Origin of the sequence: Xylophilus sp. ASV27 (genome assembly GCF_016428875.1) — a bacterium.
Lineage (GTDB): Bacteria > Pseudomonadota > Gammaproteobacteria > Burkholderiales > Burkholderiaceae_C > Xylophilus.
The window spans coordinates 1-19,862 of sequence record NZ_JAELTO010000088.1; the positions used below are offsets into that span (position 1 = coordinate 1).

The 19,862-nt window shown below is 71.0% G+C and carries 12 protein-coding genes and 1 pseudogene; 5 read left to right on the forward strand and 8 right to left on the reverse strand.

All coding sequences use genetic code 11. From position 1 onward, the window contains the following. Positions 1 to 146: 146 nt before the first annotated feature. Positions 147 to 779: a class I SAM-dependent methyltransferase gene (locus tag JHD63_RS16770; protein ID WP_198971945.1), complete on the reverse strand. Its 633-nt coding sequence runs from the start codon at positions 777 to 779 to the stop codon at positions 147 to 149. A 29-nt stretch (positions 780 to 808) separates the two neighbouring features. Beyond that, entirely contained in the window at positions 809 to 6,784 is a 5,976-nt protein-coding gene (locus JHD63_RS16775) for an alpha-2-macroglobulin family protein (protein WP_198971946.1), read from the reverse strand. A gap of 134 nt (positions 6,785 to 6,918) precedes the next feature. On the opposite strand from JHD63_RS16775, the gene opgC reads away from it, so the two are divergent. From opgC to JHD63_RS16795, 4 genes are all read left to right on the forward strand, one after another. Beyond that, complete coding sequence (opgC, locus tag JHD63_RS16780) at positions 6,919 to 8,073, forward strand: OpgC domain-containing protein (RefSeq protein ID WP_198971947.1); 1,155 nt, start codon at positions 6,919 to 6,921, stop codon at positions 8,071 to 8,073. 7 nt (positions 8,074 to 8,080) lie between these two features. Beyond that, a complete protein-coding gene (locus tag JHD63_RS16785) occupies positions 8,081 to 8,446 on the forward strand; it encodes a DUF2946 family protein (protein ID WP_198971948.1) in 366 nt (121 codons plus the stop codon). A 111-nt stretch (positions 8,447 to 8,557) separates the two neighbouring features. Then, the gene (locus JHD63_RS16790) at positions 8,558 to 10,900 is read left to right on the forward strand and encodes a TonB-dependent receptor (protein ID WP_198971949.1); all 2,343 of its coding nucleotides are present in this window, start codon (positions 8,558 to 8,560) and stop codon (positions 10,898 to 10,900) included. A gap of 35 nt (positions 10,901 to 10,935) precedes the next feature. Then, complete coding sequence (locus JHD63_RS16795) at positions 10,936 to 11,823, forward strand: copper chaperone PCu(A)C (protein ID WP_198971950.1); 888 nt, start codon at positions 10,936 to 10,938, stop codon at positions 11,821 to 11,823. 15 nt (positions 11,824 to 11,838) lie between these two features. Here JHD63_RS16795 and JHD63_RS16800 read toward each other — a convergent pair whose 3' ends face one another. The 6 genes from JHD63_RS16800 to argH form a co-directional block, all read right to left on the reverse strand. Beyond that, a complete protein-coding gene (locus JHD63_RS16800) occupies positions 11,839 to 12,555 on the reverse strand; it encodes an SGNH/GDSL hydrolase family protein (protein ID WP_233168299.1) in 717 nt (238 codons plus the stop codon). 282 nt (positions 12,556 to 12,837) lie between these two features. Further along, the gene (locus JHD63_RS16805) at positions 12,838 to 14,328 is read right to left on the reverse strand and encodes a DegQ family serine endoprotease (protein ID WP_198971952.1); all 1,491 of its coding nucleotides are present in this window, start codon (positions 14,326 to 14,328) and stop codon (positions 12,838 to 12,840) included. A gap of 175 nt (positions 14,329 to 14,503) precedes the next feature. Further along, complete coding sequence (locus JHD63_RS16810) at positions 14,504 to 15,922, reverse strand: MFS transporter (RefSeq protein ID WP_198971953.1); 1,419 nt, start codon at positions 15,920 to 15,922, stop codon at positions 14,504 to 14,506. Then, positions 15,919 to 17,256 (reverse strand): ATP-binding protein, encoded by a 1,338-nt coding sequence (locus JHD63_RS16815; RefSeq protein WP_198971954.1) that lies wholly within the window; start codon positions 17,254 to 17,256, stop codon positions 15,919 to 15,921. Before JHD63_RS16815 ends, JHD63_RS16810 begins: the two co-directional genes overlap by 4 nt. Continuing rightward, a complete protein-coding gene (locus tag JHD63_RS16820) occupies positions 17,253 to 17,909 on the reverse strand; it encodes a response regulator (RefSeq protein ID WP_198971955.1) in 657 nt (218 codons plus the stop codon). Before JHD63_RS16820 ends, JHD63_RS16815 begins: the two co-directional genes overlap by 4 nt. Before the next feature lie 57 nt (positions 17,910 to 17,966). Continuing rightward, complete coding sequence (gene argH / locus JHD63_RS16825) at positions 17,967 to 19,394, reverse strand: argininosuccinate lyase (RefSeq protein ID WP_198971956.1); 1,428 nt, start codon at positions 19,392 to 19,394, stop codon at positions 17,967 to 17,969. A gap of 51 nt (positions 19,395 to 19,445) precedes the next feature. On the opposite strand from argH, the pseudogene JHD63_RS16830 reads away from it, so the two are divergent. Next, positions 19,446 to 19,862, forward strand: a pseudogene (locus tag JHD63_RS16830) (sensor histidine kinase); the annotation flags it as partial.

Here is a 19,862-nt window from a genome sequence, read left to right on the forward strand (position 1 = left end):
TAACCGCGAAGGCCCGCATGCCGGTCCACGTGACCCAGGCCTTCGCTCAGGTGCTCCAGATAGCTATCGAAGCGCTCGGCTGCATTCATCGATCCTCCAAATCGAAGTCCGGAAGATCGAATTGTGACATTTATGACACAGTAAGATTAAGGCAGATCACGGTGCCTGACCGCTTCAATCCACAAGAACGCAGCGTCTTCATTGTCCTGGGTTTCAACCGAAGAATCGAGCACTCGCAAGCCCGCATCAGCCAGGGACTTGAGCGTTTCGGCCTCTCCCGCATGCCCGAAGAACATCGTGGTTCCGAGCCAATCGCCGGTCCATTCCCCCGCCGGTCCCGCCCCGAAGCTTGCGACCAGGATGCCGCCGGGCTTGAGCCAGGTGGCAATGTCGGCGATCAAGCGCCGTTGCTGCGCAGCCGGAACATGGGTGATGGAATAGAAGGCGCCCACGGCGTCAAATGAGCCCGCCTCGAAGACGGCACTGCACATGTCCGCTTCGACAAATACCGCGTCCGGCAGGTTCTGGCGCGCCCTGGCAATTTGCTGGCGCGAACCATCCACGCCGACGACCGCGTGCCCGAGCGCCACCAGCTCGCGTGCGACTGGAACCCCAGCTCCGCAACCCAGGTCGAGCACTTTGGCGCCGGTCACGGGCAGCCTGCCGATGAGACGCTCCAGCCACTTCTGCCGCACGGCCGAGACGCCGAAACGGTCGAGGTAGGCGTCCGCCACCTGGTCATAGCCCGACGACACGACTCGTTGCTTGTCAGTGGTCATGCCTGTCCCCGACGCAGCCTGCCGGCCCCTCACCTTCCCGCCTCCACCCTCACCCGCGCATTCGGCAGTTCCCCGAACATCTCCGGCGCATACATGGCCTCTACCCGGCTGGCCGGTAGCGCGAAGTCGCCGACGTTGTTCAGGCGCAGGGTGTACTCCATCCTGGCCGTGCCCTTGGGCAGGTACTCGTAGTAGCTGCGGAAGGCCTCGAAGCTGCGCTCCTCGAAGGCGGGCAGGCCGGCGCCGGTGGCGGCTTTCTCGCCCTGGGTGGCGATCTGCGAGTCGCGGCCCAGGCCGCTGCCGAGGATGGTGGCGCCGCTGGGGACCGGGTCGCTGATGACGACCCAGGTCATGTCGGCGCTGGCGGTGACCTCCAGCGTCACGCGCAGCACGTCGCCGCGGGTCCATTGGCCTTTGGTGGCCTGCTCCACCGGGGTGATGGTTTTCTTCAACTGGTAGCCGGCGAAGAACGGCTGGCTGCGCGGCACGGCGGCCAGCGACTGCACCGTGAGCCAGGGCTTGCCGGTGCCTTGCTGCGCCACCTCCAGCGTGGCCTTGCCGCTGGCGGGCCAGGGCAGGAACATGCCGTTGTTCTTCAGGGTGCCGGGCGATGCGGGCGCGCCGAAGAAGCTGGTGAGGTTGGGCGCGCCGCCGGCGTCGCCGGGCTTGACGCGCTCGACCCGGCTCCAGTCCACCGCCGCGCTGGCGTCGCCCAAGCTGGCGCGGGTGTTGCCGGTGACGGGCGTGGCCTCGAACCTGGCCGAGAAGCGCTCCAGCGCCAGGCCGCCCCACAGGTTGGCGGTGGTGGTGTGCCAGGCGCCGTTCTGCTGGCGCGCGATGAAGCCGTTGGCCAGGCGGCCCAGGTCGTCCTTCCAGGCCGGGTCGTCCATGACGGCGAGCATGAGCTTGGCGGTGTTGGCGTCGCCATTGGCCATGAGCCACCACCAGTAGTCGCCCTGTTCGGTGCTGAAGACGAGTCTGGTGCCCTGGTAGGACAGGCGCGCGCGCAGGATCTGGTGGGCCTCCTGCAGCCGCTGCGCGCGCCGCGGCACGTCGGGCACGCGCCTGAGCACGTTGAGCCAGTCGATCAGCGCATGCGTGGGCCACTGGCTGGGCGCGATGGTGATGCTGTCGGCCATGCGGCCCTGGGCACGGCCGTAGCGCGACAGCGCCTCGATGGCGGCGAGCTTGCGCACGTCCAGGTCTTTCTGCGGCGACCAGAAGTTGCGCTGGATGCGGCCCTCCACGAATGCCGCCAGGCCCGCCAGCATGGCGTCGCGCGGCGCCTCGGGCAGCGCGAACTCGGGGTGCAGCACGGCCGCCTCGTGCGTGGCGGCCAGCACATAGGCGGTGAGGGTGTCGCTGCCGCGCGCGTCCTGGCCCTCGCGCGGCGGGAAGTAGCTGGCCAGGCCGTCCCTGTCGAGGTAGCCGGGCAGTTGCGCCACGACGCTCTTCCACAGCGCACCGTCGGCCATGCCCACCGCCTTGCTGGCCTTCTGCTCCAGGCAGACGAAGGGGTAGTTGGCGAACCAGTCGCGCACGCCGGGCAGGCCTTCGGCCAGTTTGGGCTGCAGCGCGAGTTTCAGGCCGCCGCGCCTGGCGCCGGCCTCCGGCAAGGCGCCGGCGGGTGGGGCCACGTCCAGCTGGTAAGGGCCATCGAGCTGCACCAGCGTGGCCTGCTGTACCGACAGCGGCACGGCGGGCACGATGCGCTGGCGGGCCTTGAGCGCGTCGCGCGCGGTGGCGCCGCTGGCGGTGTCGCGCGCGGCGATCTCCCACAGCAGGGCCTGGGCGCGGGTCTGGCCGAGCTGCTCGGGCGCGGTGACGTTCCAGCCCACTTCACGCGATTCGCCGGGCGGGATGTCCACCGTCTGCGCCTGCAGTTCGAGCAGGGTGGCGCGCGCCGTGGCCTCGACCTTCATGGCCTTGGCCGTGGTGTTGCGCAGCGTGATCTGCGCGCGGAAGGCATCGCCCTCGCGCACCAGCGGCGGCAGGCCGCTGATGATCTGGAGGTCCTGCGTGGCGCGGACGGTGGTCTGGCCGGTGCCGAAGCGGCCGGTGCCCATGTCGGCCACGGCGACGATGCGGAAGGTGCTCAGCGCATCGTTGAGCGGCACGTCGATCTGCGCGCGGCCCTGCGCGTCCAATGGCACGCGCGGTTTCCACAGCAGCAGCGTGTCGAGCAGTTCGCGCGTGATGCCGTGTCCGCCGCCGCCGCCCGCGGGCACGGCCTTGCGGCCGTAGTGGCGCCGGCCGACGATTTCCATCTGCGCGGTGGAGGTCTCCACGCCCCAGTCGCGGCGCTGCAGCATGGCGTCGAGCAGGTTCCAGCTGCCGTTGGGCATCAGCTCCAGCAGGGCCTGGTCGACCGCGGCCACGGCCACTTCGGCGTTGGCCGCGGGGCTGCCGTCGGGCAGGCTGGCGCTGATCGTGACCCTGGCGGTGCCGCGCACCGGGTAGCTCTGCCTGTCGGCGGCCACCTTGACGTCGATGCGGTGGGCGCGGTTGCCCACGCTGATCTCGGCCACGCCCAGCCGGTAGGCGGGCTTGCTCAGGTCGACCAGCGACGTAGGCGCGACGTAGTCGCGGCCCTCGACGCGGAAGGCGCTCCACCATTCGCGCGGGGCCTTGTAGCCCCAGGTGAAGAAGCTGTACCAGGGCACCTCGCGCAAGCGCCCGCGCAGCGCCAGCACGCTCACGTAGACGTTGGGGCCCCAGCCCTCCTCCACCTTCAGCTGCACCGTCGGGTCCTGGCCTTCCAGGCGCACCACCTGGGTCTGCAGGATGCCTTCGCGCTCGACCGCCACCAGCGCGGTGGCATAGCGGAACGGCATGCGCACCTGGAACTTGGCGGTTTCGCCGGGCTCGTAGCGCTTCTTCTCGGGCAGCAGGTCGATGCGGTCGTGGTCCTCGCCGCCGAACCACAGCTCGCCCTGGCGCGTGACGTAGACCGAGCGCGCGGCCTGGATGCCGTTGCCGGCGCCATCCTGCGCGGTGGCGACCAGTTCGACCTCGCCCGGCCGGGCCAGCTTGTGCTCGCACTGCAGCAGGCCGCGCGCATCGCTCTTGCCGCTGCAGACTTCGCCCAGGTCCTGGGTGTCGGTCTTGTTGTCGTAGGTGTAGAAGCCGCCCACCATGCGCTTGCGGCTGGTGGTCACGGTGCGCGCCACGGCGCGCACCGACAGCGCCACGCCCGCCTTGGGCCTGCCGGCCAGGTCCAGCGCCAGCGCCTGGAAGCGCAACGCCCGCTGCACCGATACCCAGCCTTCGGTCTTGAGGCCCACCACCACGCCCGCCGGCCACAGCGTGGCGGTGTTGCGCAGGGTCTGCACCTCGCCGTTGGGGTCGGAGTAGCTTGCCTCCAGCACCAGCTCGCGCGGCTCCTTGGCCGCGGGCAGGTCGGGGATGGTGAGCCGGCCGTTGCCCTCGGCATCCAGCACCAGGGGCAGCTTGTCGGCGACCACGCGGGTGTCGGCGGCGGCCTCCTGGGTTTCCTCGCCGACGTCGTCGGAGGTGGTCTGGCGGCGCTCGCGCGGCGGCGTGAAGCTGAAGTCGTCGTACTCCGGGTAGGCCAGTTGCTTGGGGCTGAGCATGGCCGACACGCGCACCGGCAGCCGCGCGGCGCCGCCGCCCTGCACATAGCCCACGCGCAGTTGCGTGGGCACGCTGGCGGCGTTGACCAGCGGCTTGGAATCGACCGGCGCGATGCGGCCCTCGAACACCGGCAGGCGGAATTCCTCGACACGGAAGCTGCCGGTGGACAGGTTGCCGTTGCCCGTGGCCAGTTCCACGCTGTAGAGCCCCAGCTTGGCCGCCGGCGGGATCTGGAAGGTGCTCTCTGCGCTCTGGCCGCCGGTGGCGGTCTTGCGCCAGGCGAGGGCTTGCGCGAACTGCTGGCCGGTGCCGACGTGGGTGACGAGCAGCCTGGCCGGCAGCGCCGTGGGCAGGCCGAAGCCCTGGCCGGTTTCGGTGCGGATCAGGTGCTTCATCGACACCGTCTCGCCCGCGCGCAGCAGCGTGCGGTCGAACACGGTGGTGGCCCGAACGTCGGGCGGCGCCGCGCGGCTGGTGGGCAGGTTGAAGCGCCAGGGCTCAATGCCGCGCTGCCAGTCGCTCCAGGTGAAGGCCATGTCGTCGGCACCGGCCACCTTGGCGCGGGCGCTGACGAAATAGGCGCTGCGGTAGTCCCAGCCCTGCTTCTCGCTGCAGCGCGGCGGCTCGGGCGACAGGCCTTCGAAGCGCGCCAGGCCCTGGGCGTCGGTGCTGGCGCTGGCCAGCTCGCGGCCGCTGCAGTCGGACACGCGCACCACGGCGCCGGCCAGCGGCTGGCCCTTGTCCAGCGTGGTGACCCAGGCCAGCGCATTCTCGCGGCCGAGCTTGAAGTGCACACCCAGGTTGGTCACCAGCGCGGTGGTGCGCACGTACATGGGGCGGCGCGCGCCGTAGGCCGGGTCCAGCAGCGCCTCGCCCAGGCGCGGCGAGGCGATCTCCAGCACGTGGAAGCCCGGGTCCAGCGGAATGCCGACCACCTCGAAGGGCCGCGGGTCCTCGGCCACGGCGCGCGGCAGCTCCAGCGTCTTCACGCCCGGCTGGCCGGCCAGCAGGCTGACGCTGCGCGACTCGACCTCGTCCTTGCGCTCCGGGCGCGGCGGCGGCAGCGCGCCCTGCACGTCGCGCGCGGCCTGGGCGCGCGGCACGCTGGATGCGTCGTAGCGCTGCACCTTGGCGAACCAGGCAATGATCTCGGCGTCGGTCTGCGGCCGCAGGTCGCCCACGCGCGCGGGCTGCAGGTCCTGCGCGGCCAGCGCCGCCTCGACCTTGCGCAGCGTGACCGGCAGCAGCGCCTTGCCGCTCTTGTCGCCGTCGGGCTCGGCGAAGCGCTCGACGATGCCGAAAGGCGCGGCCGCGAACTTGGCCAGCGGCGGCAGCGCGCCGGTCGCCGCGCGCAGCGGAAAGCTCGCGGCGTTGCGCAGCGGCCGGCCGGAGGCGTCGGTGAAGCCGGCGGGCAGCTCGAGCGTGTAGGCGGTGCTCTCGGCAAACGGGCCGGCAAAGCGGACGCCGTTGACCACCGCGTCGTCGCCGCCCTTGTCCTCGCCGTCCTCCAGCGTGGGCGCCAGCGGCGCGGCGCCGCCGCGCAGGCGTACCGCCAGCGCCTGCTTGCGCGTGACCGGCGCGCTGAACTGCAGCGCCATGGGCCGGATCGGCAGGCAGGCCGCCTGGGCGTCCTCGCGTTCGCAGCGGAAATCGGCCGTGAACGGCTCGCGCACCTGCCAGGTGAAGCGCTTCTCCAGCTTGTTGGGCACGCCGCCGGGCGTGGCCACGCCCTGGCCGAACACCAGGCTGACCTGCGCCGCCGGCGGCAGCGCCCGGTTGCAGGCCAGCGTGGCGTAGGCCAGCGGCGCCTTCTGCGCGCGCAGGTCCAGCCCGGTGGCCTTGAGCAGTTCGGCGCGCTGGGCTCCCTCGACCAGACGCACCGGCACCCGTTCGCCCAGGCCCTCCACGCTGCACCAGACATGTTCGCGCACGCTGTCCAGGCTGGCCGGGCCGTTGAGCTGCAGGACGAAGAACTGGTCTTCCTCGATGCGCTGCCAAGTGCCGGGGCGCACGCTCAGCACGAACGGGCCTCCGCTACTGAATTGATAGCTGTAAGCCAAGGCAGATCCTGGGCTTGATGCCGAAATGAAGCTCTTTTTAGGAATGGCGCTGCAGCGCACGCCCGGGGGCAGGTCGGCGGCGAAGTCCCAGACCCATTCGCGCTCGCTGGTCCAGCGCCCGCTGCCCTTGCCGGCCTCCTTGTCGCTGCATTCGATGCTGAACGGCGCCGGCGCGGCCGGGTCGCCGAAGCGGATCGCCGGGCCGTCGAACCTGGCCACCGCCTGGCGGATGCGCGCGACCTCGCCCTGCGGCGAGAAGGAACTGATCTGCAGCGCATGGGCCGCGAGGTGCGCGCCGGCGAGCAGCAGGCCGGCCATGGCAAAACGGTGGTTCTTCAAACGGACTCCCATGCATTCCCTACTGTCGGCCCGCCAGCGTAGCCGATCCCTCACCGCACTTCGTGTCGAACCGTGGCGACAGGCGGACTCGCGGCCTTGCGGTGAGAATCGGGCGCTTTACCCTCCACGCTTCGCCCGCCCGCCCCATGACGCCCTCCACCGCCCGCCGCTGGGAGATCGATGCCTTGCGCGGGCTGATGCTGGTGCTGATGACGCTCACCCACCTGCCGACGCGGCTGACCACGCCGGCAGGCCAGCCCTTCGGTTTCGTCTCGGCGGCCGAGGGCTTCGTGCTGCTGTCGGCCTACATGGCGGGCTTGGTCTACGGGCGCCTGGCCTGGCGCAAGAGCATCGCCGACATGGAGCGCGCCTTCTGGCGGCGCGCGCTCAAGGTCTACTGGTGCCAGGCGGCGACGCTGCTGTTCCTGTTCACGGTGATCGCCTTCTTCGGCCTCAAGGTGGACCAGCCCGCCGTCAAGGACCTGATGTCCTTCTACCTGCAGCGGCCCAAGGTGGCCTTCATCTCCGGGCTGCTGCTGGTGTATGAGCCGCCGCTGCTGGACATCCTGCCGCTCTACGTGCTGTTCATGCTGGCCAGCCCCTGGGTGCTGGCGCTGGCGCTGCGCCATGGCTGGGCGCCGGTGATGACGGTGAGCGTGCTGCTGTGGCTGCTGTCGCAGTTCGGCCTGGGCGAATGGGCCTACGACGCGGTGCGCGACACCGTGGGCATGCCGGTGCCCTTCCACGAGACCGGCTCCTTCGCCATGTACAGCTGGCAGTTCCTGTGGATGCTGGGGCTGTGGATGGGCGCCACCCGCAACGACCCGCTGGCACCGCCTTTGCGCTTCCCGAACTGGGCGGTGGTGGTGGCCGCGGTGTTCGCCCTGATCTGCCTGGTCTGGCGCCACGAGCTCGGCCAGGCGCCCTTCGGCGCCGACCAGCGCATGAATCTGCTGTTCGACAAATGGGCGCTCGGGCCGCTGCGCCTGCTGGACCTGTTCGCGCTGATGGTGCTGGCGATCCGCTTCGGCCCGGCGCTGGCGCGCCGCATGCCGCGCCTGCACTGGCTGGAGGCCATGGGCTCGGCCTCGCTGGCGGTGTTCTGCGCCCACCTGGTGATCGTGCTGCTCACGCTGACCTTCTTCGGCGCCAACCCCCATGCGCGCCCCTGGTGGGTGGACGCCCTGCTGCTGCTGGGCTGTTTCACCGCGCTCTACGCGGTCGCGCGGATCACGCTGTGGCTCGAACGGCCGCCCGAGCCAGAGCCACGGCCGGCGACGGCAACGGGATGTGCGGGATAATCCGCGGATGCACGCCCTGCGCCAGCTTCGCCACCTCACCCGCTTCCTGCTGGTGTGGTTTGCGCTGTACCTGGGCGCGGCGGCGGCCTCGCCGCTCGTCGCACCGCAGTCCTTCGACGTGATCTGCTCCGGCGCGGGCATGGTCAAGCTGGTGCTCAAGACCGCCGATGGCGGCGTGCACGAGGCCAAAGCATCGGCCATGGACTGCCCCCTGTGCGCCCCTGGCGGCGCGCCGCCGGCACCGTCCACGCACGGCGTGGCCGCGCCGGTGCAGCCGCTGGCCTACGTGCTGCGCGCCATCCCGGCCGCGCGCATCGCGGCGCTCACCGCCGCGCCGCTGCCCGCGCGCGGGCCGCCCCCTTCTCTTCTCTGAACCCTCCCCGTCGCGGCGCCAGGCTTCGCAGCATGCGAGGCCCTCGCACGGGCCGTTGACACGGCGCGCCCGGCGCAAAACCGAGGCGCAGCCACCGTTTCTGGAGAATTGATGCCTGCAAGAACCCGCGCATGGGCCGCCGCGCTGGCGGCCGCCTGCCCCTTCCTCACCCCGGCCTGGGCACAGAACGCCACCGAGGCCCCGACCAAGTCCCTGGGCGTGGTCACCATCAGCGGCGGCCAGCCGAGCTCGCTGCCCACGCAGATCCCGACCACGGTGGAGGGCACGACGCGCGAGCAGATCGAGCGCACCGTAAACGCCACCGACAGCGAGGACACGCTCAAGTACTTCCCGAGCCTGCTGGTGCGCAAGCGCTACATCGGCGACTACAACCACGCCATCCTGTCGAGCCGCGCCTCGGGCACCGGCAACAGCGCACGCTCGGCCGTCTATGCCGACGGCATGCTGCTGTCCAACTACCTGGGCAACGGTGTGGGCGGCCTGTCCTACCCGCCGCGCTGGGGCATGGTGACGCCGGAGGAGATCGAGCGCGTCGACGTGATGTACGGCCCGTTCTCCGCCGCCTACCCGGGCAATTCGGTGGGCGCGGTGGTGGACTACGTCACCCGCATGCCGACCCGGTTCGAGGCGCATGCCAAGGCCGGCAACACCTCCCAGCCCTTCGACCTGTATGGCACGCGCCAGACTTTCCGCGCCTGGCAGAGCAGTGTCTCGCTCGGCAACAGGAGCGGCGACTGGTCATGGTGGATCAATGCCAACCGCACCGACAGCCAGGGCCAGCCGCTGACCTTCACGACGCGCCTGCGCGGCAGCGGCGCGCCCGGCGCCGCAGGCACCGCCGTGAGCGGCGCGGTGCCGGGCGCCGACAAGAGCAACGCGCCCTGGTACCTCCTGGGCAGCGGCACGCAGTACAGCACGCGGCAGGACCATGCCAAGGCCAAGCTGGCCTACGACATCACGCCCACGGTACGCGCCACCTACCTCCTGGGCCTGTGGCAGAACGACGCCAGCGGCAACCCCGCGTCCTACCTACGCGATGCCTCGGGCCGGCCGGTGTACAGCGGCCCGATCAACATCAACGGCCAGGCCTTCACCGGCGCGCAGGCGCTGGGCGGCGGCGATTTCCCGGTGACGCGCGAGAAGCTGCTGCACGTGATGCAGGGCCTGTCGGTCAAGCGCCACACCCAGGGCGTCTGGGACTGGGAGGTGGCGGCCAGCCTGTACGACTACCAGCGCGACGACAAGCGCCAGAACAGCGCGGCCAACACGCTGCCGGCGGCCTGGAGCGGCGGCCCCGGCACCCTGGCCGATGGCAGCGGCACCGGCTGGAGCACGCTGGCGCTCAAGGGCATCTGGCGGCCCACCGGCACGGCCAGCGGCCATGTGGTGGATTTCGGCTTCCAGCAGGAGAACTACCGCCTGCGCTACCGGACCTCCAACATCGCCGGCAACTACCTCACGGACGGCCCGGGTGCCCTGGCCAGCAACGTGCGCGGCAACACCCAGTTGCAAAGCCTGTACGCCCAGGACGCCTGGCTGCTGGCGCCGCGCTGGAAGGCCGTGCTCGGCGGCCGCGCCGAACACTGGCAGGCCAGCGAAGGCAGCACGGCGTTCTCCGCCACCAGCGCGCTCACCTACCCGGCACGGCGCGAGAACCACTTCTCGCCCAAGGGCGCGCTGTCCTGGCAGTGGCTGCCGGACACGGTGCTGCGCGGCTCCATCGGCCGCGCCGTGCGCATGCCCACGGTGAGCGAACTCTATGGCGCCACCTCGACCGCCAACTCGCAATACATCAACGATCCCCACCTGAAACCGGAGAAGTCCTGGACCACCGAACTCTCGGCCGAGAAAGACCTGGGCCACGCGCTGGCGCGCCTGACCTTCTTCGCCGAGGAGGTGCGCGATTCGCTCTATTCCCAGACCACCTACGACGCCACCGCCAACCGCAACATCAGCCGCGTGCAGAACGTCAGGCGCATCGCCACCCGGGGCATCGAGACCGCCCTCAACGGCAGCGACCTGCTGGTGCGCGGCCTGGACCTGAATGCCAGCCTGACCTATGCGCGTTCGATCATCAAGGACAACGGCGGCTTCGTCTCGGTGCCCGGCGACACCATCGGAAAATGGCAGCCCAACATCCCGCGCTGGCGCGCCACCGTGCTGGCCAGCTACCGCTTCGACGAGCGCCTGTCGGCCACGCTGGGCGCGCGCTACAGCGGGCGGCAGTACCGCACGCTGGACAACAGCGACGTGAACGGCTTTGCCTACCAGGGGGTCAGCCAGTACTTCACCACCGACCTGCGGCTGCGCTACCGGATCGACCGGCAGTGGAGCGCGGCCTTCGGCATCGACAACCTCAACAACTACCAGTACTGGAACTTCCACCCCTACCCGCAGCGCAGCTACACCGCAGAGTTGAGAGTCGACCTGTGAATCACCCACCCCTCGTTTTTTCAGGAGCCCATGCCATGTCCATCCCCCGTCCGAACCGCTTCCTGCCCCTGTGCGCCGCCCTGTTGTGCGCCGGCGGCGCCTCCGCCCACGTGACCCTGCCGCCCGGCGGCGCCACCGCCGGCAGCGACTACGAGGCGGCCTTCCGCGTCGGCCATGCCTGCAAGGACGCACAGGCCACCACCGGCATCACCGTCCGGCTGCCCGAGGGCTTCACCCTGGCCGGGGCGCAGCCGCGCGCCGGCTGGACGCTGTCGACCAAGGCGCAGGAGGTGAGCTGGACCGCCGACAGCGCCCAGACCGCCCTGCAGGGCAAGGAGCACGGCGAATTCGTGCTGCGCGGCAAGCTCACCGACAAGCCGGGCACGCTCTGGTTCAAGGTGCTGCAGAGCTGCGACAAGGGCAGCGCCGACTGGGCGCAGATCCCGGCCGCGGACACGGCGCAGAAGCCGGAGTTTCCCGCCGCGCGGCTGGACGTGCTGGCCCCCGGCGTGGCACCGGTCGACGTGCGCGATGCCTGGGTGCGGCAGGCCGTCCCCGGGCAGAGCGGCACCGGCGCCTTCATGAAGCTCACGGCCCCCTCGGGCGCGCGCCTGATCGGTGTTTCCACGCCCGTCGCAGGCATCGCCGAAGTGCATGAGATGAAGATGGACGGCGACGTCATGCGCATGCGCGCCCTGCCCGATGGCCTGGCGCTGCCGCCGCGGCAGACCGTGGCGCTGGCGCCCGGCGGCTACCACATCATGCTGATGCAACTGAAGCAGCCGATCACCAAAGGGGCGAGCGTCCCGCTGTCGCTGCAGTTCGAGGATGCCCAGGGCCGCAAGAGCGCACTGGAACTGAAGGTACCGGTCGGGGCGCCGGACGGTGCCGCCGCCGGCGCCGCCCACGGCCACATGCATTGACCGAAAAGGGCGCGCTCAGGGCTGGTAGCTGGCCGACGACAAGCCGACCCCGGGCTGCCGGGCGGCCGCCGCCGAGGCCTCCTCGCCCTGGGCCGCGGGCCGCACGTAGGCCGAGATCACCGAGCGCCAGAGCGCATAGCCCTCGTCGTTCATGTGCAGGCGGTCGGCGCGGAACAGGTCCTCGCGCGGCGCGCCCCGGGCATCGAGCATCTTGCTGAAGACGTCGATGTACCGGGCGTTGGGCAGGGTCCTGACGTAGGCCTCGACCAGCGCGTTGGTCTCGCGGATCTGCGGCATCAGCCCAGCGCGCGACGGGCTGGGCTTGATCGAGATGTAGTCGATGACGGTATCGGGCCGGGCCTTGCGCACGGTCTGCACGAAACCCTGGAAGCTCGCCAGCACCTGGGCCGGCGTACGGCCCACCGCCAGGTCATTGTCACCGGCATAGACCAGCACCTGGCGTGGCCGGTACTGCACCACGAGTTGTTTCACGAAGTAATGGCAGTCGGCCATGGTGGAGCCGCCGAAGCCCCGGTTGATGACCACGGGCGCCTGCCGGAATTCCTGCGACAGCTGGCTCCACATGCGGATGGTGGAACTGCCGACGAACAGCACGCCGTCCGACGCCGGCTGCTGCTCGCGGTCGGCGGCGGCAAAGGCCGCCATGCTGGACTGCCAGCGCACCTCGGCGCTCGGGACGACCCGGGCCAGTGGATGGGTCGGCGCCGCCATGCCGAGCGTATCGCCCCCCTGGCTGGCGCCCGCGGCCACGCAGGCGCTCGCCGAACAGGCCAGCAGGGCAATGCGCAACGCGGCCCGGGGACGCGCAGAACGGGCAGGAACAGTCACGGGCATGGCAGCACAAGGACAGAAGGCATGGGAGGACGAGGCAGTCGCCGGGAAACTATCCGCTGGCCCGCACCAACGCGGCAGCGGGTTTTCCCGTTGACCCTTGACCAAAAAGCAACAGGCATGCCACCTTGCGACGGCATGCCCGCGCAGCGGCGCAGCGGCTCAGCCGATGTGCACCGGCACGAAGATCTTGCTGTCCCCGCGCTGCACCAGCAGGGCCACCGACTTGTCGGACTTGGCCACCACGGCGCGCACCTGCTCGACGCTGCGCACCGGCGTGCCGTTGATCGCCAGCAGCACGTCGCCGGCCTGGATGCCGGCCATCTCCGCCGGACCGCTGGCGTCCTGCACCAGCAATCCGCCCGCCACGCCCGCTTCCTCGCGCTCCTGCGGGTTGAGCGGGCGCAGGGCCAGGCCCAGCCTGCCCTGGGCCGGCGCGCCGTCGCCCGCGGCCAACTGCGTGCCCTTGTCGGCGTCGTCGCCCAGCGTGGCGGTCAGCTCGCGGGTCGCGCCCTTGCGCCATACCTGCAACTGCACCTTCTGGCCGGGCGTGGCCAGGCTGATCTGCGCGGGCAGGTCGGCCGAGGACACGACGGGCTTGCCGTCCACCTTGCGGATCACGTCGCCGGTCTCCAGGCCCGCCCTGTCGGCCGGACTGCCCTTCTCCACGTTGGCCACCAGCGCGCCTTCGGGCGCGTCGAGCTTGAAGGAGTCGGCCAACGACTGGTTGACCTCCTGCACCATCACGCCCAGGCGCGCATGCTGGACCTTGCCGTGGGCGACGATCTGCTGCTCGACCTTGCTCGCCAGGTCGATCGGGATCGCGAACGACACGCCCTGGTAGCCGCCGGTGCGGCTGTAGATCTGCGAGTTGATGCCCACCACCTCGCCGCGCGCATTGAACAGCGGGCCGCCGGAGTTGCCGGGGTTGACCGCCACGTCGGTCTGGATGAAGGGCACCGCGCTGTCGTCGGGCAGCGCCCGGTTCTTGGCGCTGACCACGCCGGCGGTCACGGTGTTCTCGAAGCCGAAGGGCGAGCCGATGGCCAGCACCCATTCGCCGACGTTGAGCGCATCGCTGCTGCCCAGCCTGACGACCGGCAGGTTGCGCGCATCGACCTTGAGCACCGCGATGTCGGTCTTGGCGTCGGTGCCCAGCACCTTGGCGCGCAGTTCGCGCCGGTCGGTCAGCTTGACCGTGACCTCCTTGGCGTCCTTCACCACGTGGGCGTTGGTGATGATGATGCCGTCCGGGCTGACGATGAAGCCGGAACCCTCGCCGCGCATCGGCACCGTGCGCGGCGCCCGCGGACGCTGCGCGCGCCCGCCCTGCTGCTGCTCCTCGAAGCGCTTGAAGAACTCGAAGAACGGGTCGTTCGGCATGCCGTCGTCATCGGCGCTGTCGGCCACCTTGGTGGTGCCGACCACGCTGATGTTGACCACGGCCGGGCCGTACTGCCGGGTGATGGTGGAGAAATCCGGCAGCGCGATGGACGCGCCGGGCGCCGCGGCCATGACGGCGGGCGCGGGCTGGGCCTGCACGCGGGTGTGCGCGAATTCGACCGCGGAAACGCCCGCACCGCCAATGGCGCCAGCCGCGAGCAGCGCCACGACGAGGCGCGTGGGCGAGGTGGTCAGGGAGGCGAGTCGCATGTGTCACTCCTGGGTAGGGGATGGGATGGAGGAATGATGCGGGGCCTGGCTTAGGCGGGGCTGAAGGCGCGATGGGCGCGTTGAGACGTTTCAACCCACCGGTATTTCGGCAAGAATGGCATGCAGCCCAGGAAATACCTGGGCTTATAGCTATTATTTTTATAGCAAACGCGATTCACCCGGCGCGCAGCGCCTCCCCTTCCTCCTTGCGCAGCCGCGCAAAGGCCAGCACCGACAGCAGGGTCATCATCCCGACCACCGCGAAGGCGGGCGAGAAATCGCCCGCCCGCAGATGCGCCGCATCGCCGCCGCGCAGCAGGCTGGCGAGGGTCAGCAGGGCCGCGCCCATGACCACGCCCAGGCTCACCGACAACTGCTGCGCCATGCTGGCCAGCGCCGTGGCGTGGCTCATGCGCGGGCGCGGGATTTCGCTGTAGCCGAGCGTGTTGAGGGTGACCATGGCCATGGAATTGCACAGGCCGCCCAGCAGCATCACGCAGAACATCAGCAGATGCGGCGTGGCCGGCCGGAACAGGCCGTAGCTGGCGTACAGGATGCTGGTCATGGCCGTGGCCCCGATCAGCAGCGAGCGAAAGCCCACGGCGCGGATCAGGCGCGCGACGACGGTGCGCGTGCTGAGCGAGCCGATGGCCGTGGCCACGGTGAGCAGGCCCGACCGCAGCGGCGACAGGCCGAAGCCCAGCTGCAGCATCAGCGGCAGCAGAAAGGGCGAGGCGCCGATGGCAATGCGCAGCGGCATGCCGCCCAGCACCGCGGCGCGGTAGCTCGGGTAGCGCAGGATGGCCAGATCGATCAGCGGCTCGCTGCGGCGCCGGCCGTGGCGCCAGTAGGCCCAGAGCGCCAGCAGGCCCGCGCCGGCCATGCCCCAGCTCGCAGCCACCGGTACCAGCGCGCGGCCGGCGGTCTCCAGCGCGCCCAGCAGGCAGGTCAGCGCCACGGCCAGCAGCACGAAGCCGGGCAGGTCGAACGGCGCCCGCCTCGCCGGGTCGGGCGCGGCGGCGTCGGCATCGACGTAGCGCAGCGCCATCAGCACGCCCAGCAGGCCGAACGGAATGTTGACCAGGAAGATCCAGCGCCAGGACACCAGCGTGACGATGGCCCCGCCGAACAGCGGCCCGGCCATGCGGCCGATCGCGCCGGGCACGGTGAACCAGACCATGGCGCCGACCATTTGCGCGGGCGGCACGCTGCGCAGCAGGATCAGCCGGCCGACCGGCACCATCATCGCGCCGCCCATGCCCTGCAGCACGCGGAACAGCACCAGTTGCGGCAGCGACTGCGCCGCGCCGCACAGCGCCGAGCCGAGCGAGAAGAAGACGATGGCGCCGCAGAACACGCGCCTGGGGCCGAAGCGCTCGGACAGCCAGCCGCTGACCGGCAGGAACACCGCCAGGCTCAGCAGATAGGCGGTGATCGCCAGGTTCAGGTGCAGCACCTGCACCTGCAGCGAGCCGGCGATGGAGGGCAGCGCCGTGGCCATGACCGAGGTGTCGAGGTTCTGCAGGAACAGCGGGCAGGCCACCACCAGCGGCACGATGCGGTAGTGCGCGGACCTGTCGTGCTGCTGCTTCATGCCACGAGGGGGATGCGGACCTCGACGCGCAGCCCGCCCAGGCGGGCGGAGCGCTCCAGCCGCAGCGTGGCGCCGTGGCGCTCGGCAATCGCCTTGACGATGGCCAGGCCCAGGCCGCTGCCGGCGGCGGTGGCCTCGGGGCTGCGGTAGAAGCGGTCGAAGACGCGCTCGCGGTCCGCCTGCGCAATGCCCGGGCCGCTGTCGTCCACGGCGACCAGGGCCGCGCCGTCTTCCCGTCGCAGCTCGGCATCGACGCGGCCGCCCGCGGGCGAGAACTTGAGCGCGTTGTCCAGCAGGTTGCGCAGCAGGATGCGCAACGCATCGGCCTGGCCGCGCACCCGCGCCGGCTCCGCGTGGTGCAGGCCCAGGTCGATGCCGCGCGCCTGCGACTGCGGCAGCACGTCGGCCAGGGCCTGGCGCAGCAGGTCCTGCAGGTCCAGCTCGGCCGAGGCGCTGGCCTGCTCGCCGCCGGCCTCCTGCCGCGCCAGCACCAGCAACTGCCCGAGCAGCGCGATGGCGCGGTCGATGCCCTGGCCCAGGCGCGCCACGGCCTGTTCGCGCGCCTCGCCCTCGGGCGCGCGGCGCAGCGCCTGCACCTGCAGCTTGAGCGCGGTCAGCGGCGAGCGCAGTTCGTGCGCGGCGTCCGCGACGAAATGCCGCTGCGCCTCGAACGCGCGGCGGGTGCGGCCGAACAGCAGGTTGAGTTCCTGCACCAGCGGGCGCACCTCGTCGGGCAGGCCCTGCTCGGGCAGCGGGTGCAGGTCGTCGGCGGCGCGCCCGGCCACCTGGCGGCGCATGCGCTCCACCGGCGCCAGCGTGCGGCTGATGATCCAGCCCACGGCCAGCATCAGCAGCGGCCCGGTCAGCAGCGCCGGCAGCGTGGCGCGCAGCGCCTGCGCGCGCGCGCGGCGCTGGCGCGCGTCCATGTCCTGCGCGATCTGCACCGTCTGCAGCGGCGTCTGGATCGAGTAGACGCGGTAGCGCGTGCCCTGCACCGTCACGTCGGAGAAGCCCAGCACCGCATGCTGCGGCAGTTCGGCGCGCGCCGAGCGGTAGATCTGCACGCCGTCCGGCCCCCAGATCTGCACCAGCAGGTCGAGGTCGGCGTCGTCGCCGAGGCCCTCCAGAGACCCGAGCGGAATGTTGCTGCGCAGCGACTGCGCGACCTGCTGCAGGTGCAGGTCGTTCATGGCGTCGGCCTCGCGCAGCGCGCCGCGGTAGGCGCCCGCGGCCAGCACCGCGCTGCCCAGCAGGATGCAGGCCAGCACCAGCCCGAGCAGGCGGGTGCGCAGCGAGCGCGGGGCAATGTGCCGGCGCCAGCCCGGCGCGCTCATCTGGGCACCATGTAGCCGAGCCCGCGCACGGTCTGGATCAGCCCGGGCCCGAGTTTCTTGCGCACGCCGTGGATGTAGACCTCCACCGCATTGCTGCTGACGTCGTCCTTCCAGCCGAACAGCTTTTCCTCCAGTTGGGTGCGCGAGAACAGCACGCCCGGGCGCGCCAGCATGGGTTCGAGCACCGCCCATTCGCGCGCCGAGAGCACCACCGGCTGGCCGTTGAGCGTGGCGCCGTGGGTGGCCGGGTCGAGCGTGACGCCGCGGTGCGAATAGGTCGGCGCGGCATGGCCCTCGCCGCGCCGGATCAGGGCGCGGATGCGCGCCAGCAGTTCGTCGGTGTCGTAGGGCTTGACCACGTAGTCGTCGGCGCCGGCGTCCAGGCCGGCGACGCGGTCGCTGACGGCGTCGCGCGCGGTGGCGATCAGCACCGGCAGCCTGGCCCCGCGCGCACGCAGGGCGCGCAGCACCTCCAGCCCGTCGCGCCGGGGTAGGCCCAGGTCCAGCAGCAGCAGGTCGTAGTGCTCATGCTGCAGCGCCGTGTCGGCCATGGCGCCGTCGCGCACCCAGTCCACCGCGTAGTGCTCGCCGCGCAAAACGTCGAGCAGCGCTTCGCCGATCATGGCGTCGTCTTCGACCAGCAGCAGGCGCATGGGGCGTGGCTCCTCGGGTAAAGGGCCGGATTCTGCGCCGGCCTCCTGAGACGAGTCTTAAGGCAACGCGAGCCGCGCGCGGTGCCGCGCCGCCTGCTGGCGCACCAGCGCCGGGGCGGTGCCGCCCAGGGTGCTGCGGGCGTTGAGCGAGCCGCGCAGGCTCAGCACCTCGTAGACGTCGGACTCGATCCGCGGGTTGAACTGCTGCAGCGCCTCCAGCGGCAGCTCGGACAGGTCCAGGCCCTGGGCGATGGCGGTCTTGACGGCATGGGCCACGGCCTCATGCGCGTCGCGGAAGGGCAGGCCCTTCTTGGTCATGTAGTCGGCCAGGTCGGTGGCGGTGGCGTAGCCGCGCAGCGCGGCGCGCTCCATGGCCTCGGGCTTGACGGTGATGCCGCCGACCATCTCGGCGAAGATGCGCAGCGTGTCCTTCAGCGTGTCCACCGTGTCGAACAGCGGCTCCTTGTCTTCCTGGTTGTCCTTGTTGTAGGCCAGCGGCTGGCCCTTCATGAGCGTGATCAGGCCCATCAGGTGGCCGACCACGCGGCCGGTCTTGCCGCGCGCCAGCTCGGGCACGTCGGGGTTCTTCTTCTGCGGCATGATCGACGAGCCGGTGCAGAAGCGATCGGCGATGTCGATGAAGCCGAAGCTCTGGCTCATCCACAGGATCAGCTCTTCGCTCATGCGGCTGATGTGCACCATGGCCAGCGAGGCGGCGGCGGTGAATTCGATGGCGAAGTCGCGGTCGCTCACCGCGTCCAGGCTGTTCTGGCAGACGCCCTCCATGCCCAGCGTGCGCGCCACGCGCTCGCGGTCCAGCGGGTAGCTGGTGCCCGCCAGCGCGGCCGCGCCCAGCGGCAGGCGGTTGACGCGGCGGCGCAGGTCGCCCATGCGCTCGGCGTCGCGCGCGAACATCTCCACGTAGGCCAGCATGTGGTGGCCGAAGCTCACCGGCTGCGCCACCTGCAGGTGGGTGAAGCCGGGCAGGATCACGTCGGCGTTCTTCTCGGCGATGTCCACCAGCGCCTTCTGCAGGTCGGCGAGCAGCCCGCCGATCAGGTCGATCTCGCCGCGCAGCCACAGGCGCACGTCGGTGGCGACCTGGTCGTTGCGGCTGCGGCCGGTGTGCAGGCGCTTGCCCGCATCGCCCACCAGCTGGGTCAGGCGCGCCTCGATGTTGAGGTGCACGTCCTCCAGGTCGAGCTTCCATTCGAACGCGCCGGACTCGATCTCCTGCGTGATCTGCGCCATGCCGCGCCGGATGGCGGCGTGGTCCTGCGCGGCGATGATGCCCTGCGCGGCCAGCATGTCGGCATGCGCCAGGCTGCCCTGGATGTCGGCCTGCCACAGGCGCTTGTCGAAAAAGACGCTGGCCGTGTAGCGCTTGACCAGGTCGCTCATCGGCTCGGAGAACAGGGCGGACCACGCTTCCGATTTCTTGTCGAGCTGGTTGCTGGGGGGAAGCGGGGAAAAGCTGGAAACCATTGGATTGGCAATAATCTGTTACGCAAACACCGGGCGACCCGCTTGCCTGCCATGAAAGAAGCGCGAATTTTATCGGCCCGCTCCCTGCCGCCGGATACCGGCGACGCGCCCGCGCGTCCGGCGCCGGTGCAGCCCTTCGACGCCTGCCATGCCGGCGTGGTGCTGCGCGCGGTGCTGCTGGTGGAGACGATCGCCGGTGCCGGCGCGCTGTTCGGGGCGGCGGGCCCTCTGGACTGGCTGTGGCGGCTGGCGGGGCTGACGGCCGGCGTGCTGCCGGCCACGCTCGGCTGGCTGCTGCTGGCCTGCAGCCTGCAGCGCCGGCTGGTGCGCTGGCCCAGGCCGGCGCAGTACGCGGCCGGCGCGGCGCTGGGCGCGCTCGCCGGCCTGGGCGCTGTCTCTTATACACATCTAAAAAGGGGGGGGGGGGGGGGGGGGGGGGGGGGGGGGGGGGGGGGGGGGGGGGGGGGG

What these genes read in the sequence shown, in the direction of transcription:
- JHD63_RS16770 (WP_198971945.1), bottom strand. Translation starts at nt 779, where the DNA reads ATGACCACTGACAAGCAACGAGTCGTGTCGTCGGGCTATGACCAGGTG.
- JHD63_RS16775 (WP_198971946.1), bottom strand. Translation starts at nt 6,784, where the DNA reads ATGGGAGTCCGTTTGAAGAACCACCGTTTTGCCATGGCCGGCCTGCTG.
- opgC (WP_198971947.1), top strand. Translation starts at nt 6,919, where the DNA reads ATGACGCCCTCCACCGCCCGCCGCTGGGAGATCGATGCCTTGCGCGGG.
- JHD63_RS16785 (WP_198971948.1), top strand. Translation starts at nt 8,081, where the DNA reads ATGCACGCCCTGCGCCAGCTTCGCCACCTCACCCGCTTCCTGCTGGTG.
- JHD63_RS16790 (WP_198971949.1), top strand. Translation starts at nt 8,558, where the DNA reads ATGCCTGCAAGAACCCGCGCATGGGCCGCCGCGCTGGCGGCCGCCTGC.
- JHD63_RS16795 (WP_198971950.1), top strand. Translation starts at nt 10,936, where the DNA reads ATGTCCATCCCCCGTCCGAACCGCTTCCTGCCCCTGTGCGCCGCCCTG.
- JHD63_RS16800 (WP_233168299.1), bottom strand. Translation starts at nt 12,555, where the DNA reads ATGGCGGCGCCGACCCATCCACTGGCCCGGGTCGTCCCGAGCGCCGAG.
- JHD63_RS16805 (WP_198971952.1), bottom strand. Translation starts at nt 14,328, where the DNA reads ATGCGACTCGCCTCCCTGACCACCTCGCCCACGCGCCTCGTCGTGGCG.
- JHD63_RS16810 (WP_198971953.1), bottom strand. Translation starts at nt 15,922, where the DNA reads ATGAAGCAGCAGCACGACAGGTCCGCGCACTACCGCATCGTGCCGCTG.
- JHD63_RS16815 (WP_198971954.1), bottom strand. Translation starts at nt 17,256, where the DNA reads ATGAGCGCGCCGGGCTGGCGCCGGCACATTGCCCCGCGCTCGCTGCGC.
- JHD63_RS16820 (WP_198971955.1), bottom strand. Translation starts at nt 17,909, where the DNA reads ATGCGCCTGCTGCTGGTCGAAGACGACGCCATGATCGGCGAAGCGCTG.
- argH (WP_198971956.1), bottom strand. Translation starts at nt 19,394, where the DNA reads ATGGTTTCCAGCTTTTCCCCGCTTCCCCCCAGCAACCAGCTCGACAAG.